This is a genomic window from Cryobacterium melibiosiphilum (assembly GCF_003602235.1).
Lineage (GTDB): Bacteria > Actinomycetota > Actinomycetes > Actinomycetales > Microbacteriaceae > Cryobacterium > Cryobacterium melibiosiphilum.
Map to the genome: position 1 here is coordinate 1 of NZ_QZVS01000053.1, position 17,570 is coordinate 17,570.

The following is a 17,570-nucleotide window of genomic DNA, read 5'->3' on the forward strand; positions in this document are numbered from 1 at the left end:
CTCCTGTGTCCGACGGAAGTGTCTGTGACATATGCTCAGTTTAGCCGGAGGTGAACACAAATACAAGACTAACGCTGACGTTTTCTCATGAGTTTAGTAGGTGTTTACACCACAGGTTTCGCCTCAGGCCGGCGTTTGTCTTTCACCTGAGCCTCTCACCCACCACCGACACTCCACCGGACCCACGGACTGCAGGCCGTCTCGCGGTGGTTTCGACACGGGCGCGCCAAGAGCGTGCGCGCCCTGCTCAACCAGCGGATGCTCGCTGGTTGAGCCTGCGCGCGTAGCGCGGCTGGTCGAAACCCCCGTAGGACGACCTTCGGACCGAGGGTCGGCTCGCCGTGGTTTCGACACGGGCGCGCCAAGGGCGCGCGCGCCCTGCTCAACCAGCGAGACGGGGGGATCTCGCTGGTTGAGCCTGCGCGCGTAGCGCGGCTGGTCGAAACCCCCGTAGGACGACCTTCGGACCGAGGGTCGGCTCGCGGTGGTTTCGACACGGGCGCGCCAAGAGCGTGCGCGCCCTGCTCAACCAGCGGATGCTCGCTGGTTGAGCCTGCGCGCGTAGCGCGGCTGGTCGAAACCCCCGTAGGACGACCTTCGGACCGAGGGTCGGCTCGCCGTGGTTTCGACACGGGCGCGCCAAGGGCGCGCGCGCCCTGCTCAACCAGCGAGACGGGGGGATCTCGCTGGTTGAGCCTGCGCGCGTAGCGCGGCTGGTCGAAACCCCCGTAGGACGACCTTCGGACCGAGGGTCGGCTCGCGGTGGTTTCGACACGGGCGCGCCAAGGGCGCGCGCGCCCTGCTCAACCAGCGAGACGGAGGGGAAGCGCGCTGGTCGAAACCTCGTAGGCCGATCTTCGGCGTGTAGGTCGGGTTGCGGTGGTTTCGACACGGGCGCGCCTGTCTCGGCAGGCTCGACAACCGACGCGCGCGCCCTGCCGCCGGATCGAGCTTGTCGAGATCTCAATCAGCGAGGGGGCGGGCGGGGGCCGCGCTAGAGGCGGGGGTCTACGGGCTCGGACTCCATGGCCAGCACCCCGAAGACGGCCTGGTGCACCCGCCAGAGGGGCTCGTCGGCGACGAAACGCTCGACGGCCTCGACCCCGAGCGCGTACTCCCGCAGCGCCATCGAGCGCTTGTGCCCCACGTCTCGGTCGCGCAGGCGCGCCAGGTTGGCCGGATCCAGGTAGTCCGGCCCGTAGATGATCCGCAGATACTCCGCCCCGCGCACCTTGATGCCCGGCTGCGCGAGCGAGCGACTTCCGCGCACCAGCCCCGCCACCGGCTTCACGACCATGCCCTCGCCACCGCCCGCGGTGAGCTCCTCCCACCACAGAGTCGCCGCGGCCTCCGACTCCGCCGACGTCAGATCCACCTCAATGCTCCGGGTGCGGCGAATGAACTCCCCATCAACCACAGCGAGCCGATCCGCCACCCCAAGATGCCACGAATGCTCCCGCCCCAGGTGACCCGCTCCCTCCGACGCGAGCAGCTGGAACGGCGCCAGCTGCACCGCAGACGACTGGCTGTACCGCCGATAAGCATCCCGGTATGCGAATGCATTCCCCGCCCGCCGCTGCGTGCGCGCGAGCAGCTCGCCCACATCAACCCCGCGGTCCACCGCGGTCTGCAACACCCCCACCGCTGCTGGCAGAGCGGATGTCGCCGCCGCCGCGACACTCGCAAACTGCTCCCGAATCAACGCTCCCGCCTTCAGCGACCAGGGCAGCAGTTCCGCATCGAACAACAGCCACGACCCACCAAACTCGTCCCACAGCCCGGCCGCCTCCGCGGCCCGGTCGAGCCGTGCCAAAAACTCAGACGTTTCAGCCTCGCCGAAGAACGGCCGGCCGGTGCGCGTGTGAACCGCGCCGCGCCATCCGTCGGCCGCACCAAACCGGGCCGGGTCGCGGGTCAGCAGCACGACCGCGCGGGATCCCATGTGTTTCTCCTCGCAGATCACCCGCTCCAGCCCCTCGCGGCGGTACGCGGCGAACGCTTCGGCCGGGTGCTCCAAAACGCCCTCCAGCGCAGACTCCGCAGGGGGACTCATCGTCGGCGGCAGATAGACGAGCCGCCGCGGATCCGTCGCGAACCGGCTCATCACCTCCAAAGCCCCGGCGGCGTTGTCCTCGCGAATGCCGACCTTGCCGAACACCCGCGTCTCGACCATCTGTTTGCCGAGCACGTCGTCGATCCGCAACAGCGATGGGTCACGAGAAACCTCGACAGGCTTCAGCGGCACCACCGGCGCATACCAAACCTGCTCGGCCGCAACGCTCACGACCTCCTTCTCGGGATACCGCAGCGCGCTGAGCGTGCCGCCGAACACGCATCCGGTGTCGAGGCACATGGTGCCGTTCACCCACTCCGCCTCGAGGGTCGGCACGTGCCCGTACAACACGGTCGCCGTGCCCCGATAGTCCGCGGCCCACGGCAGCCGCACCGGCAGCCCATACTCGTCGGTCTCGCCCGTCGTGTCGCCGAACAGTGCGAACGCGCGCACCCGTCCCGACGCGCGCCCGTGATACTTCTCGATCAGTCCGGCGTGCGCCACGACCAGCCGGCCCTCGTCGAGCACGAGGTGCGACACCAGGTCGCGGCAGAACTGCAGCACCTCACGGCGAAACTCCTCCGTCTCGCTGGAGAGCTGCGCGAGCGTCTCGGCCAGCCCGTGGCTCGGCTGCACCTTCTTGCCCTCGAGCGCGCGCACCAGCTTCGCCTCGTGGTTGCCCGGCACGGCCAGGGCGTGGCCGGCTGCGACCATGCCCATCACCAGCCGCAGCACGCCGGGGGTGTCCGGCCCGCGGTCGACGAGGTCGCCCAAGAACACCGCCCGGCGGCCCTCAACATGAACCGCGTCAACGGCCCGCCCCGACTCATCGAACACCACGTCATACCCGAGCCGGCCGAGCAGCGTCTCGAGCTCCGACCGGCACCCGTGCACATCGCCGATCGCGTCGAACGGTCCCTTTTCCCCACTCCGGTCGTTCAGCAGCGGTTCGCGCGCGAACTGCGCCGCCGCGATCTCCTCGACGCCGTTCAGCACATGCACCCGCCGAAAGCCCTCCTTGCCCAACTGCTTCAACGAGCGGCGCAGCTGGTCATGCTGGCGTTTCACAACGGATGCCCCGAAACTCCGGTCCGCCCGCGCCGCATTCCGCGCCACGCAGACACCCTCCGGCACGTCGAGCACCACCGCGACCGGCAGCACGTCGTGGGCGCGGGCCAGCTCGATCAGCGAGCGGCGGGCATCCGCCTGCACGTTGGTGGCGTCGATGACGGTCAGCAGCCCCGCGTCGAGGCGCTTGCCCGCCACGAAGCGCAGCGCCTCGAACGCCGCCGCGGTCGCCGCCTGGTCGTTCTCGTCGTTGGACACCAGCCCGCGAAAGAAGTCACTCGACAGGGTCTCGAAGGGCGCGAAATGGGTGGCGGCGAAGGTGGACTTTCCCGACCCCGAGGCGCCGACCAGTACCACGAGTGACATCACGGGCAGGGGCAGAATCATGGGCGGTCCTTTCGAAACAGGGCGAGCTGGGTGGGAGAGCCGAGCTGGGCGTCGACCTCGCCGACCGTGCGGTACTCGACCGCGTAGCCGCGGCGGTCCGCGACGCCCGACGCCCAGGAAGCGAACTCCGCCCGCGACCACTCGAACCGGTGGTCGCTGTGCCGCATCGTGCCGGCGGGCAGCGCCTCGAACAGGGCGTTGTAGTCGCCGTTCGGCGTGGTGACGATGACCGCGCCCGGCGCGGCCGCTCCGAAGACGGATGCCTCCAGCGCCGGCAGCCGCTCCAGGTCCAGGTGCTCGATCACCTCCATCAGCACGATCGCGTCGAGGCCGGCGAGCCGGTCGTCCTGGTAGGTCACCGAGCTCTGCACCAGCTGCAGCCGCTCGCGCTGGCGGTCGCTGGCCTCGCGCAGGTTGAGCGCCCGGGCGGCGCGGGCGAGCGCGCTCGCGGAGACGTCGGATCCGATGATGGTCGTGAACGCGGAGTCCGTCGCCAGGCGCCGCAGCAGGGCGCCCTCGCCGCAGCCGACGTCGGCCACCGAGTGCGCGCCCACGTCGTGCAGGGCCGCGAGCACCGCCTCGGAGCGCTGAGCGGCGAGCGACACCGGGCGCGGCGCGGCGGCCGGCGATGACGGATGCGCCGGGTCGCCCGCCCGCGGCGCCGACGTTTCCGAGGTGCCCTGCACGGCCGACGGAGAACCGTCGAGATCGCGCGGCGCGGCATCCGTCGACGTGCCCGGGTCGCTCTGCCCGGCCCGCTCGGAGGCCGACCCATCCTCGGAATCGCAGGCCGCGGCATCCGTCATCAGCTCCGTCGCCTCGTCGACCATCGACCGCTGATGCGCCAGATACCGCCGGGTGATCAGCTCCCGCTCGGGGTGATCGGGCAGCCAGCCCTCGCCCGCGCGCAGCAACTTGCCGACCTCGTCATCGCTGACCCAGTAGTGCTTCGCGTCATCGAGCACCGGCAGCAGCACGTAGAGGTGGCGCAGCGCGTCGCTCAGCCGCACGTTTCCGCGCAGCACCAGGTCGACGTAGACGGAGTCGCCCCAGTCCTTGAAGTCCGGGTCCAGGGCGATCGGCGTCTCCGTCACGGTCCAGCCGAGCGGTTCGAACAGCCGCGTGACGAGCCCGGCGGTGTCGCGGCCCCGGGCCGGCAGCGCCGCCACGGTGATTTCGAGCGGCAGAGCGGATGCCGCCAAATCCGGATACGACTCGCTCACCCCGTTCATCGCCGTGCGAAACACCTGCCCGAGCGCCACGGCGACCATCGAGGAGGACGCGTACGGCCGGTCGTTCACATAGCGCGAGAGTGTGGCGGAATCACTGCCGCGAAAGTGCTTGTCCCGCACCAGCCCGATCGGGTCGACCTCGAGCAGCAGCGCCACCGTGCAGCGCTCGGCGCTGACCTCGGGGTAGAACACGTGTGCCGTGCCGACGCTGAGCGCGAATTGTTGCGCGCGCTCCGGGTGTTTGCGCAGCAGGTGGCTCAGGTTGCCCGCGTCGGGCGCGGTCGAGGTAACGGTGACGAGCACAAAGCTCCTTCGGTAGGCAAAGGTAGACCGCCAGTCTATTGACGCCCCGTTCCGTACCATTCGACGGTGTTCAGCCGCGAAGACGGCATTCTGGGCGCGGCTTCGGTCGTTTCGCGGCTGATGTCCGTCGAATGGTACGCGGTAGTCGGTGCGGCAACCAAAGCCGGCGACGGATGCCCCGGCCCCAGCCCGTCTAGGCCGTCGCGGCACTCGTAGTGCGAGCCGGCACCTCTCCGAACACGTGCCCGCTCGCACAACGAGTGCCGCGATGCAGCCACCGGCCCAGACTCGCGCTCGTGGCACGCTGAACCATTCGACGCCGAGAAAAGATAAAGTTATCAGCGCTCAAAAGCGTTGATAACTTTATCAAAGCCGACACTGAGATCGCCACGACAGGGCGTCCGCTGACCTGACTGGCCGACGAAACGAGAGCCGCGAAGCAGCGATCCCCGTGCCGCGTACCATTCGACGGTGTTCAGCCACGAATAGGTCGGTTTGAACCCGTAACCCCCACTTTCGGGTTCAAACACCGTCGAATGGTACGGGAGGCCGACCCGAGCGCGGTGATGGCGACCTCCGCAGCCGGCCGGGCCGAAGCTGCCGCTTCGAGAACCCCGGCAGCAGAACCCGGGGCAAGGGGTTGGGTGCGTTAGCGCCCACCCCGCGGCAGGCCTGCAACCCCGGCAGAGCGGTTCGAGCGGGCCAAGAGTCGGGCCCGCTGTACCATTCGACGGAGTTGAGCCCGAAAATACTCGCTCGCGGCCCGGATCGGGCTGGTTTCGCAGCTGAATACCGTCGAATGGTACGCGCGCCACGGATGACCCGGCGCCAGCCGATAAGCCGGACAGACGAGGTCGCCGGGCCAGCTACGAATCGCTCCACGGCCTGGAGCAATCGATGGGGGATCTGCCCTCTGCCGGAGTTTCGGGCCTGCCGCGGTGTGGGCGCTGGCGCGCCCAAACCTTGCCCTGGGGTCCGCTGCCGGGCTCCCCGAGACCGCGGCGATCACCCGGCCGTCGCCATCACGGCACCCGAGCCCGCCGCCCGTACCATTCGACGGTATTCAGCGCCAAAACCATCGTTTCCGGGCCCACCCGCGCGTTTCACGGCCTCAACTCCGTCGAATGGTACGGGGGCGCGCCGGGCGCTTCCGGGGCCGAATGGCGCTCGTGTTTATGTGAGGTGATCTCGGGTTTTCCTGATAAACCCCCCATCTGAGGCACAAAACCTCTGGTCTACACCCCCCGTTTGGGGTACGTTATTTCAGTGATCGGTCTCTCCAGTCACGACAGCACCACCGAGACCGTCTGGGCACCGGAGCCGCACTATCGGCGGCACCGGTTTCGTCGCTCCCGACAGGCACGAACCGTACCGAACAGGCAAGTGGGGAAGCGACATGGCATTTGAACACCGCGTAACCAGTCAGACAGCGCCACCATCAACCCGTCCGACCCGCGCCCCCCGCATCGCGACCGCGGCCAAGACCGCGCAGGCCGCCCGCGCCGCCCTCACCGGGCCGATACCCGACTTCAGCCAGGCCCCCGCCCCCGACTGGCACCGCGCTTACGCCATGCGCGTCGTGCTCACCGACTTCCTCGTGCTCATCTGGGTCGTCTTTGGCGTGCAAATCGCCTGGCTCGGCTTCTCCACCCCGGTCAACTTCAGTAACGCGACCATGACTACCCTGAGTTACTCCACCATCTCGGTGGTCACCATTTTTGCGTGGATGCTCACCCTCCGCCTCTACGGAACCCGCGAATCCCGCGTGCTCGGCACCGGCACCGCCGAATACAAGGCGATCACCGACGGCACCCTCCGCCTCTTCGGCATGATCGCGATCATCGCCTTCCTGGTCAAGATCGACCTCGCCCGCGGCTACATCCTCATCGCCCTGCCCCTGGGCCTGGCCGTGCTGCTCTTCTCCCGCTGGATCTGGCGGCAGTGGCTCGGCGCCGAGCGCCGCATGGGCCGCTGCTCGAGCCAAGTCCTCCTCGTCGGCTCGCAAGCCAGCGCCACCCACCTCGCCCGCGAGCTCGGCAAGCAGCCCGAAAGCGGATACCGCGTGGTCGGCGCCTGCATCCCCGGCACCGCTCCCAGCAAAACCGCCCAGAACCTGCCCGACACCGACATCCCCGTCATCGGCACCCTCGACACCATCCTGGTCGCCCTCACCAAGAGCGGCGCCGATACCGTCATCATCACGAGCGCCGACGAACTCCCGCCCGAACGGGTGCGCGAGCTCAGCTGGGGCCTCGAGCCCGGCCGCCAGCACCTCGTCGTCGCGCCGAGCCTCACCGACATCGGCGGCCCGCGCATCCACACCCGCCCGGTCGCCGGCTTCCCCCTCATCCACGTGGAGACCCCGAGCTTCGACGGCGGCAAACGCTTCGCCAAGCGCGCCTTCGACATCGTCGGCTCCGGCCTGCTGCTGCTCATCCTGTCGCCGGCCCTGATCGTGCTCGCCTCACTCGTCGCCCTCACCAGCGTCGGCCCGGTCTTCTACCGCCAGGAACGCGTCGGCCTCAACGGCCAGCTCTTCCACATGCTGAAGTTCCGCACCATGCGCGTCAACGCCGACGACCAGCTCGCCGCGCTGCTCAAAGAGCAGGGCACCGCCGACCGCCCCCTGTTCAAAGTCCGAAACGACCCGCGTCTCACCCGCGTCGGCGGCGCGCTGCGCAAATACTCCCTCGACGAGTTCCCGCAGCTCATCAACGTGCTCAAGGGCGACATGAGCCTCGTCGGCCCGCGCCCACAGCGCGAGGGCGAGGTCAACCTCTACGACTCCGCCGCCCACCGCCGCCTCTTCGTCAAACCCGGCATGAGCGGCCTCTGGCAGGTCAGCGGGCGGTCCAACCTCAGCTGGGAGGACAGCATCCGCCTCGATCTGTATTACGTCGAAAACTGGAGCCTCACCGGCGACATCGTCATCCTCTGGCGCACCATGCGCGCCGTCGTCGCCCCCGGCGGAGACGCCGTCTGATGCCCCGCACGACCCAGCGCACCCGCGTCATCCCGCTAGCGGATGCCCCCGGCGAACGCAGCAAATGGGGCCGCCCGGCCCGCACGGTCTACCTCTGGGCCATCGTCGAGCTGCTCCTGGTCACCAATCCCTGGCAGATCAGCTCCGCCCTCCGTGTCAAGGCCCTGCGCGCGTTCGGTGCCGACATCGGCCACGGCGTCATCTTCCGCCCGCGCACCCGCGTCAAATTCCCCTGGAACCTGCACATCGGCAACGACTGCTGGATCGGCGAGGGCGTCTGGTTCCACAACCAGGACCACGTCACCCTCGGCAACAACGTCGTCCTCTCCCAGGAGACCTTCCTCACCACCGGCAGTCACGCCCATCGCCGCGACATGGCCCTCATCACCGCACCGATCCACATCGAAGACGGATGCTGGGTCACCACCCGCTGCATCATCCTCGGCGGCACCCACCTCGGGCAGAGCGTGCTGGTCACGCCGATGACCGTGGTGTCCGGCCGCATCCCCGCCGGCAAGATCGTCGGCACCCCCGGCGCCGTCATCCTCGGCGACCGCTTTCCCGAAACCACCACCGACAACACCGACGACACCGACACGACAGGGGCCGACCAGTGATCATCCTTCTCGACCCATCCATCGCCTCCAGCAACGTGGGCGACCAGATCATCCGCCAGAAAGTCGACGCCGCCCTGCACGCCCGGCTGCCGATCGCCGCCGCCCTGCCCACCCAGGTGCGCCTCGGCCACGCCGACCGATTGATCGCCCGCAAGGCCGACCTCGCCATCATCGGCGGCACCAACCTGCTCAGCTCCAACATGCCGTTCTACCAACAGTGGAAGCTCGACCCGGCGAGCATCCACGCCCTGAAGGGCAAGGTGCTGCTGCTCGGCGTCGGCTGGTGGCAGTACCAGGAAGAACCCAACGCCTACACCCGCTGGGTGCTCGGCCAGGTGCTCAGCCGCGACCACGTGCACTCCGTGCGCGACGAATATACGAAGCAGAAACTCGAGAATCTCGGCTTCCAGGCCCGCAACACGGCCTGCCCCACCATGTGGGACCTGCGCAACGTCACCGCCGGCACTACCGGCCGCCCGACAACCGTCGTCGTCACTCTCACCGACTACAACAAGGACCGGGTCGAAGACCCCTGGCTGATCGACCTGCTGCACCGCCACTACGACCGGGTCGTGGTGTGGCCGCAGGCCAAACGTGACGCCGCCTACGCTCGCGAGCTCCGTGTCGACGACGACATGACCGCCCCCACCCTCGATGCCTTCGACGAGCTGCTCACCCAGAACGTCGATTACATCGGCACCCGGCTGCACGGCGGCATCCGTGCCTTCGATCGCGGCGTCTGGGGCCTCATCGTCGCCGTCGACAATCGCGCCCTCGAGATCGGCCGCGACACCGGCCTGCCCGTGCACGCCCGCGGCGACCGGGCCAGCATCGAGGCCAGCGTCGAGGCCCGAATCACCCGCCGGGTCGACTTGCCGCAGGGCGAGATCGACGCCTGGCGTGCCCAATTCGAGACCGTGACGGCAGGCTGACCCATGTACACAGACAACCCCGGCACAGATAACCCCGGCGCCACCACCAAAACGGTGCAGAACGTGCTCCAGGTCAACATCCGCCTCTCCGAAGGCGGAGCCGCCGGCGTTGCCCGCACCCTCGCCGACGAGCTGCGGCGGGTGGGCATCCGCAGCCCGTTCGCCTACGGCTACGGCAAACGCGGCCGCGCCAGCCCGCTCGAAGCCGAATACGACGGCGTGCGCGTCACCCCCGCGGCGATCGCCGCGCTCAACCGCATCAGCTACTCCACCCGCGGGGTGGAGACCGGCCTGGTCAGCCCGCACCTCTGGCACGACTTCGCCAAGTCCGTCGAAGCCAGCGACGTGGTGCACCTGCACGCCATCCACAGCTACTTCGCCCCCACCGAGCGCCTGCTCAGCGACATCAGCCGCGCCGGCAAACCGGTCGTCTGGACCCTGCACGACCAGTGGATCATGACCGGCCGCTGCGCCCAGCCCGGCACCTGTCGGCTCTGGCAAGACGGATGCCCCAAATGTCCCGACCTCGCCGCCTACCCGCCCGCCAAGTTCGACCATGCCGCCGAGCGCTGGCAGCAGCGCTATGCGGCCGTACGCCTTCTGCAGCAGTCGGTGCCCACGAGCATCGTCGCCTGCGCCGACTGGCTCGCCGATGAAGCGGTCACCGCCGGCATCGACAACGTGACCGTGGTGAAGAACTCCGTCGACCGCCAGTTCTGGGACGCCCTCGAAGCGCATCCGCGGGTGCACACCGAGACCACTCGCAACCTCTTTCTCTGCCGCGACCTGCGAGACGAGAACAAGGTCGACTGGGAACTGCTCACCGCCATCGCCGCCGTGCCCTACCAAAGCCTCACCATCGTGGGTGACAACCCCGAAGCGAACCCGGACTACACCCCCACCTACAAGGCCGTGCGCACGAGCGCCGAGTATCGCCCGGCGATCATGAACCGGGTCGCCCTCGCCAAGCTCATGCGTGAGCACGACCGGCTCATCTTCACCAGCCAGGTCGACTACTTTCCGCTGACCATCGCCGAGGCCCTCACCGCCGGCCTCGCCGTCTTCGCCGTCGACTCGCAGGCCGCCCGCGAGTTTCGTGCTCACCCCCGCGTCACCCTCTTCGACAGCGCCGACTCCCTCTACGCCGCCCTGCAGGCCAACCCCCGCGACGATGACCCCGACCCATCAGCGCGGCCGACGGATGCCGCCCCTCTCTCCCTCGACCGCACCTCCGACCTCGCCGTACCCGATTTTTTCGCCCCGAGCCGCATGGCGGCCGAATACCGAGCCATCTATGACTCTCTCCTCACCCGGTAACCGCGCGGCCCTCGCCGCTCCGGCGCCCGCACGCGCCCCGGCCGCGCACCCCGCGCTGAAGGCCCCGCCCCCCACCGCGACCCCGCGCATCCGCGGCGCCGCCCTCGCCGGCGCCCTCGCCTTCACCACCATCGTCTTCCAGCACTTTCAGATCGCCACGATCGGCGGCTACTTTCTCACGCTCGGCCTGTTCAGCGGTCTGCTGCTCATCGCGGTGGTCGTGAAGCATCCGCCCTACGGCCGGCAGACCGTGGTCTGGGCGCTCATCATCGGTCTCGCCGCGCTCGCCGCGGTGCTCTCACCCGCCACCCAGAGCGGCGACTTCACCCAGACCCTGCTGTTGTTTCTGCTCACCTCTTTCATCGTCGTGACGGCGACCGGGGGCATCCGCTCGGAGATCGTGCGCTCGCCGCAGTTCGCCCGCGGCCTGTTCGCCGCCCTCGTGGTGGTCAGCGGCATCTGCGTGGGCCAGGTCGCCCTCGGCACCCTCGGCAGCGACCTGCTCTTCAACCCGTTCGGACCGTTCCAGTACTTTCACGCCTACGCGCCCGGCCTGCAGTTCGGCGGCATCCCGCGGGCGCAGGGCTTCTACCTCGAGCCCTCCTACGCCTCGTTCGTGATCGGCAGCGTCGCCGTGGCGCTGCTCAGCCTCGGCCGCAAGCCTAAGAGCACCGCGACGCTTGCCCTGTTCGGCCTGCTGGCCTGCCAGAGCGCGACCGGACTGCTCGTCTTCGCCGCGATCGTCGTGGTCGTGGCCCTGCGAAGCAAGCCCAAGCTCGCCCTGTTCGTGCTCGTGCTCGGCGTCACCGGCGCCGCCATCGTGGGGGACTATCTGGTGCTGCGGCTCTCGTCGATCACCGAGGTGGGCACGAGTGCCAACTACCGGCTGCTCGCCCCGCTCGAGGTGCTGCGCGACGTGCTGCTGCACAGCCCGTTCGGCCAGCCGCTCGGCTCGGTCAGCGACGTCATCTCGAGCTACGGATTCCGCATGGCCGGCGTTCCCGCCAGCAGCCTCGACAACGGCCTCTACGTCATCATCTTCTACTTCGGCTGGGCCGGCCTCGTCGCCGTCTTGATCTGGTTTCTGCTCACCCTCGGCCAGGTGCTGCGCCTGAACAGCGCGGGCCTGGCCTGGCGCCGCATCGCCCCGCTCTGGCTGTTCGCCTCGCTGCTCTTCTCCGGCGCCATCATGGCCCCCGAATACGGCCTCATGGCCTGGCTCGTCATCGTCGCCTTCCGTCAATCGCTCACCCCCAGTCCGCACACCCCGGCCACTTCGAAGGGCTCCCATGAACACGACCCCGCTTCTGAGCATCGTGACCGTCACCTACCAGGATCTCCCCGGCCTCGATAGAACCCTCCGCTCCCTGAAAAACCTCGCCGCGGTCGCCGGCCCCGACCTCGAGGTCGTCGTCATCGACGGCGGATCCGGCCCCGCCGCCCACGAAGCCATCGCCGAGATGCTCGCCACCACCGTCGCCGGCCGCGCCCGGGTGCGCCTGGTCAGCGAACCCGACAAGGGCATCTACGACGCCATGAACAAGGGCCTGCGCCTCACCACCGGCGCGCACGTCTGGTTTCTGAACGGCGGCGACGAATGCTGCCTGGCCTCCTGGTCGGGTCTCAAAGCCCAGTTCGACAGCTCTCAGCAGCGGATGCTCCTCGCCGACTACCTGCTCGACACCGGCCGCGGGCAGATCCACCGCAAAGCCCGCGGCGGCTCCTACATCTGGCACGGCCTGCCCACCTCGCACCAGGCCATCTTCTATCCGGGGGAGCAGGCCCGGGAATCCGGCTACGACCTCACCTATCGCATCGTGGGGGACTACGAGTTCACCGCCCGCATGATCGCCGACGGCATCCCCACCCAGAACTGGTACGAACCCGTCGCCGTCTTCCACGCCGGCGGTGTCAGCCAGGCCAACACCCACCTCCTCGCCCGCGAGGCCGCCCAGGTACAGCGCGAAATCCTCCACAGCCCCTTCCCGCGCCGCCTCCTCAGCCAGGCCCGCCACTTCATCAGCCGCAACCTCCGCGCCTTCCAAACCCGCCACGCCCTCGCCGACCCCGTTCCCGCCGCGTCGCCCCCCTCCGCTCTCGCCAAGTTCTCCGCTGGTCGAGCAAAAAATCTCGCTGGTCGAGCAGCCGGCCCGCTTTTGGCCGGCGTGTCGAGACCACCGCAAGTCGACCCTCAGACCCAGCCCCCAAGGTCCCCCCAATGACCCGCCACACCCCCGAACGCCACTACTTCTCCGCCGACCTCCCCCTTTACGGCCCCCACCCCTTCCTCCTCCAACCCGCCATCTACGCCGTAGCCGTCTACCGCTTCGGCCGCTACACCCTCACCGCACCCCGCCTCCTCCGCGCCCCACTCCACGCCCTCTACTTCTTCCTCTACTCCGTCACCCGCCTCATCACCGGCATCGACATCCCCCGCTCCGCCCGCATCGGCCCGGGCCTGCTGATCCACCATTTCGGCGGCATCATCCTGCACCCCGGCACCCGCATCGGCGCCAACTGCACCCTGCGTCACGGCGTCACCATCGGCGCCCGCACCGGCACCGGCGCCCCCGTCATCGGCCACGGCGTCGCCATCGGCGCCTACGCGCAACTCCTCGGCGACATCACCATCGGCGACCGTGCCAGCATCGGCGCCATGGCCGTGGTGCTCATCAACGTTCCCGAGGGCGCCCGCGCCGTCGGCAACCCCGCCCGCATCCTGCCGGCCAAACTGATCACCAAGCCCACGGACTGATGACCGGCACCACCACCCTCACCGGCCGAAACGCCGCCCACTGGCCCGTCTCCGGCCAGGTTCTCATTGCCGGCGTCGGCCTGATCGGCGCGACCATCGTCGCCCGCGTGCTCGGCCCGGGCTCTTACGGTCTCTTCTTTCTCGCCCTCACCATCACCTCCGTCGTCGCAATCGCCGTCGACCTCTGCGTCGGGCAGGCCATCCTCACCCGCGCCCCCGGCTACGAACGCCGCTACGGCCTCTGGACGCGCGCCGCCGTGCTCGTCACCGCCGCAGCATCCGCCCTCACGGTCGCCGTCAGCCTCTTCTTCGTGCGCGACCAGACGGATGCCCTGATGTGGCTGATCCTCTGCGCCGCCCTGCCACTGTCCGCGGCGAGCATGGTGCCGCGGGCATTCCTGGTGTTGCGCGGCCAGCTGCGCTTCGTGTCCGTCGTCGACGTGGCATCCGTCGTCATCGGCAACGTCGTCGCCGCGGCCCTGATTCTCGCCTGGGCGACCCCGGTCGCCGCTGCGCTCAGCCCGTTCCTCATCGCAGCTCTGCGCTACGCCGCCCTCGAAGCCGCCTTTCGCGCCCAGCGCCCCGGCGGCCGCCCGGTCAGCGACCTGCCCTGGCGGCCCGCGCTGCGCTCGCTGCAGCAGGCCGTCGGCGGCGTCTACCTCAGCCAGCTCTCCGGATTCGCCAGCCGCAACGGCGGCAACCTCATCGTCAGCGCCCTGCTCGGCCCCGCCAACCTCGCCTTCTACTCCCGCGCGTTCTCGTTTCTTATCGGCCCCCTGCAGCAGGCGCAGATGGCCCTGAACCCCACGATGCTGCGCGACGCGAGCACCGCCCACCTCGCCGGCCAGACCCAGGCCCACCTGCACCGTCTGGTGCCGCGCTTCTTCATCCTGCTGCTGCCCCTGTCGGCGGCGCTCGGCGCCGTCGGCCCCGAGCTCACCGCCCTGCTGCTCGGCCCCGGCTGGCAGGCCACCGGCCAGCTGATGGCCATCAGCGCGGGCCTGGCCGTGTCGATGACCGTCGCCCTGCCCGCCCGCTGGCTGCTGCTGGCCGCCCGCGACTCCGCCCGGCTGCGCGTCGACTCCGCCCTGCAGCTCTCGCTGCTGGCCGGCTGCGCGGTCGGCGCGCTGCTCTGGGGCCTGCCCGGGTCGCTCATCATCAACGCCGTCTTCCTCGGCCCGCTCATCGCCGTCGTCGACTGGATGCTGCTCCCCGCCCCCGCACGCCGCTACTTCTGGCGCCGCGCGGCCCCCCTCGCGGTGTTGATCTCCCTCATCCCGTTCGGGCTCGCCACCGCCCTGCGCGAACTCAGCGCCGCCCAATTCGACGCCAACCCGCTCATCACCCTCTTCGGCGGCCTGCTCTGCGGAGTGCTCACCACCGCCGTCGCCTACGCAATCCTGATGCGCGCCAAGCCTGCCCCGCCCGCACCCGAGACCCCCGGAGGCCAGCTATGACCGACCCCAAGCGCCAGTCACCGCCGGCGACAGCGGCCCAATCCGCCCAAGCCCCCACCCCGCGCGTCGAGTTCCGCTACCTCGACGGCATGCGCGGTGCCGCCGCGCTCGCCGTGGTCGTCTTTCACACCTTCCTCTTCACCGGCCTCGAGGGCCAGGCCGCCGCCGAACTGCCGGTCATCGGCTGGCTCATCGGCTACGGCTACCTCGGCGTGCCTATCTTCATCGTGCTCTCCGGGTACGTGCTCATGCTGCCGTTGACCAAATCGCCCACGCTGCAGTTTCGCGGCGGAGTCGGCCAGTTCTTCAAGCGCCGGGCGAAACGCATCCTGCCGCCCTATTTCGCCGCGCTGGCGATCAGCCTGGCCCTGATCGCGTTCATCCCGGTGATGAACCAGCAGGGCGGCACCGCCTGGGACTCGAAGATCCCGGTCGACGTCGGGGGAGTGGTCTCGCACCTGCTGTTGCTGCACGACGTGTCGCCCGACTGGGCGTTCCAGATCGACGGCCCGCTCTGGAGCGTCGCCGTGGAGTGGCAGATCTACTTTCTGATGCCGCTCATCTTGCTGCCGCTCTTTCGCCGCTTCTCCCCGTGGATCGTCACCCCCGCACTCACCCTCCTGCTGCTCGCCGCGTCGCTCGTGGGCTTCGCCCCCTGGGCGCACCCGTGGCTCGTGGGCCTCTTTGCCGCGGGAATGTTCGCCGCGCAGCTGACCACCCGCCCCACGCTGCCGCGCGGTACCGTCGGCTGGCTGACCGCAGCCGCGATCGGCGCCGCGGCCCTGCTGCTCGTGCTGAGCCCCTTCACTCAGGACAAGGTCTGGTTCAGCGAGATCATCGGCGGTGCCGGCTTCATGGCCCTGCTCGTGGTGCTCGGCCGCCGCACCACCCAGGGCGCGTCGATCGGCCTTTTCGCCGTCTTCGAGTCCAAGCCCCTGCGCTACGCCGGCCTGGTCTCCTACAGCGTCTACCTCATCCACAGCCCCCTCCTGGCCTTGGGCAACCTGCTGCTCCTGCCCCTCGGCCTGCCCGTCGCCGCCCAGTACACGCTGATGATGCTCGTAGTGGTTCCGGTGACCCTGGCCCTCTGCTGGGCCTTCTTCCAACTCGTCGAGCGCCACTTCCAAAACTCCCACCAAACCAAAGAGTCCGCCACCCTCACCCACCACCCGGCCGCGCCATGACCCCGCCCACCCCGCACACTACCCGCCCCCTGCGCATCCTCATCCTGGGCCTGCACTACACCCCCGAATCCACCGGCAACGCGCCCTACACCTCCGCGCTCGCCGAAGGCCTCACCGCCCGAGGCCACCAGGTACGCGTCATCACCGCCCACCCCCATTACCCCGAGTGGCGCATCCGCCCCGGCTACGGCGCCCACACCAGCCACGAAACCATCAACAACGTTCCCGTCACCCGCCTGGCCCACTACGTGCCCCCCACCCCGACTAACCTCCAGCGCCTCCTCAGCGAGCTCAGCTTCGGCCTGCGCCTCATGACCACCCGCTGGGCCCGCCCCGACGTGCTCCTCCTCGTCTCCCCGGCCCTGTTCTCCACCGCACTCGCCCTCACCCGCGCCCGCCTTCTGCACCGCCGCCTCCCGGTCGGCATCTGGGTGCAAGACCTCTACAGCCTGGGCCTGGCCGAAACCGGCACCGGCGGCGGCCGCGCCACCGCCCTCATGCGCCGCATCGAAAGCGCCACCCTGCGCCACGCCACCTCCGTCGCCGTCATCCACGACCGCTTCAAGCTCGCCCTCGTCACCAAGCTCAACGTAAAGCACACCACAATCCACGTCATCCGCAACTGGACCCACCTGCCCGAGCCCCCCGCCTTCGACCGCGTGCAGGTGCGAAAAACCCACGGCTGGCTCGACACCGACACGATCGTGCTGCACGCCGGAAACATGGGCGTCAAGCAGGGCCTTGAGAACGTCGTCGAGGCCGCGCGCCTCGCCGACGAGCAGCAGCTCCCGGTGCGGTTCGTCCTCCTCGGCAACGGCAACCAACGCGCCCGCCTCGAGCAACAAGGCACCAACATCAGCCGCCTGCAGTTTCTCGAAGGCGTCCCCGACGCCGACTTTCAAGCCACCCTCGGCAGCGCCGACATCCTGCTGGTCAACGAACTCCCCGGAGTCACCGAGATGTCCGTGCCCAGCAAACTCACCTCCTACTTCAGCACCGGCCTCCCGGTGCTCGGCGCCACCGACCCGACCAGCGTCACCGCCGGCGAACTCGCCCTCTCCGGCGGGGGAGTACAGGTCAACGCCGGCGACCCCGCCGCCCTGCTCGCCGCCGTCCGCACCCTCGCCGCCGACCCCGCCCGCCAGAACACCCTCGGCGCCGCCGGCCTCACCCACTGCCGCTCCACGCTCAGCGCCACCGCGGCCGTCACCCGCTTCGACTACTGGCTGCAGTCCCTGAACGCCGACAGCGACCAAACCCCCACGGCGCGTCTGTTTTAATA

Annotated in this window: 12 protein-coding genes and 1 pseudogene; 10 read left to right on the top strand and 3 right to left on the bottom strand. The window is 69.3% G+C overall.

Annotated elements, in window-relative coordinates; all coding sequences use genetic code 11:
- Positions 1-994: 994 nt before the first annotated feature.
- The 3 genes from D6T64_RS02670 to D6T64_RS22125 form a co-directional block, all read right to left on the bottom strand.
- Positions 995-3,508, bottom strand: a complete 2,514-nt coding sequence (locus tag D6T64_RS02670) for a polynucleotide kinase-phosphatase (RefSeq protein WP_119971201.1) — start codon at positions 3,506-3,508, stop codon at positions 995-997.
- Positions 3,505-5,043 (bottom strand): 3' terminal RNA ribose 2'-O-methyltransferase Hen1, encoded by a 1,539-nt coding sequence (locus D6T64_RS02675; RefSeq protein ID WP_119971203.1) that lies wholly within the window; start codon positions 5,041-5,043, stop codon positions 3,505-3,507. Before D6T64_RS02675 ends, D6T64_RS02670 begins: the two co-directional genes overlap by 4 nt.
- A 338-nt stretch (positions 5,044-5,381) precedes the next feature.
- Entirely contained in the window at positions 5,382-5,573 is a 192-nt protein-coding gene (locus D6T64_RS22125; RefSeq protein ID WP_147364433.1) for a hypothetical protein, read from the bottom strand.
- A gap of 866 nt (positions 5,574-6,439) precedes the next feature.
- Here D6T64_RS22125 and D6T64_RS02680 point away from each other — a divergent pair.
- From D6T64_RS02680 to D6T64_RS02725, 10 genes and pseudogenes are all read left to right on the top strand, one after another.
- Entirely contained in the window at positions 6,440-8,026 is a 1,587-nt protein-coding gene (locus D6T64_RS02680) for a sugar transferase (RefSeq protein ID WP_119971206.1), read from the top strand.
- The gene (locus D6T64_RS02685) at positions 8,026-8,643 is read left to right on the top strand and encodes an LbetaH domain-containing protein (protein ID WP_119971208.1); all 618 of its coding nucleotides are present in this window, start codon (positions 8,026-8,028) and stop codon (positions 8,641-8,643) included. The genes D6T64_RS02680 and D6T64_RS02685 overlap by 1 nt, the downstream gene beginning before the upstream one ends.
- Positions 8,598-9,575: pseudogene (locus D6T64_RS02690) on the top strand (polysaccharide pyruvyl transferase family protein); the annotation flags it as partial. The gene D6T64_RS02685 and the pseudogene D6T64_RS02690, both read left to right, overlap by 46 nt.
- A gap of 3 nt (positions 9,576-9,578) precedes the next feature.
- On the top strand, positions 9,579-10,892 hold the full coding sequence (locus D6T64_RS02695; protein ID WP_119971212.1) for a glycosyltransferase: 1,314 nt from the start codon (positions 9,579-9,581) through the stop codon (positions 10,890-10,892).
- Positions 10,870-12,246, top strand: a complete 1,377-nt coding sequence (locus D6T64_RS02700; protein ID WP_119971214.1) for a putative colanic acid polymerase WcaD — start codon at positions 10,870-10,872, stop codon at positions 12,244-12,246. Before D6T64_RS02695 ends, D6T64_RS02700 begins: the two co-directional genes overlap by 23 nt.
- A complete protein-coding gene (locus tag D6T64_RS02705) occupies positions 12,182-13,114 on the top strand; it encodes a glycosyltransferase (RefSeq protein WP_119971217.1) in 933 nt (310 codons plus the stop codon). Before D6T64_RS02700 ends, D6T64_RS02705 begins: the two co-directional genes overlap by 65 nt.
- Positions 13,111-13,647: a serine O-acetyltransferase gene (locus D6T64_RS02710; protein WP_119971220.1), complete on the top strand. Its 537-nt coding sequence runs from the start codon at positions 13,111-13,113 to the stop codon at positions 13,645-13,647. Before D6T64_RS02705 ends, D6T64_RS02710 begins: the two co-directional genes overlap by 4 nt.
- Positions 13,647-15,104: an oligosaccharide flippase family protein gene (locus D6T64_RS02715; RefSeq protein ID WP_119971223.1), complete on the top strand. Its 1,458-nt coding sequence runs from the start codon at positions 13,647-13,649 to the stop codon at positions 15,102-15,104. The genes D6T64_RS02710 and D6T64_RS02715 overlap by 1 nt, the downstream gene beginning before the upstream one ends.
- Complete coding sequence (locus D6T64_RS02720; protein ID WP_233550792.1) at positions 15,101-16,288, top strand: acyltransferase family protein; 1,188 nt, start codon at positions 15,101-15,103, stop codon at positions 16,286-16,288. The genes D6T64_RS02715 and D6T64_RS02720 overlap by 4 nt, the downstream gene beginning before the upstream one ends.
- Positions 16,285-17,568, top strand: coding sequence for a glycosyltransferase (locus D6T64_RS02725; protein ID WP_119971225.1), 1,284 nt, complete (start codon positions 16,285-16,287; stop codon positions 17,566-17,568). Before D6T64_RS02720 ends, D6T64_RS02725 begins: the two co-directional genes overlap by 4 nt.
- The last annotated feature ends 2 nt before the right edge of the window (positions 17,569-17,570 follow it).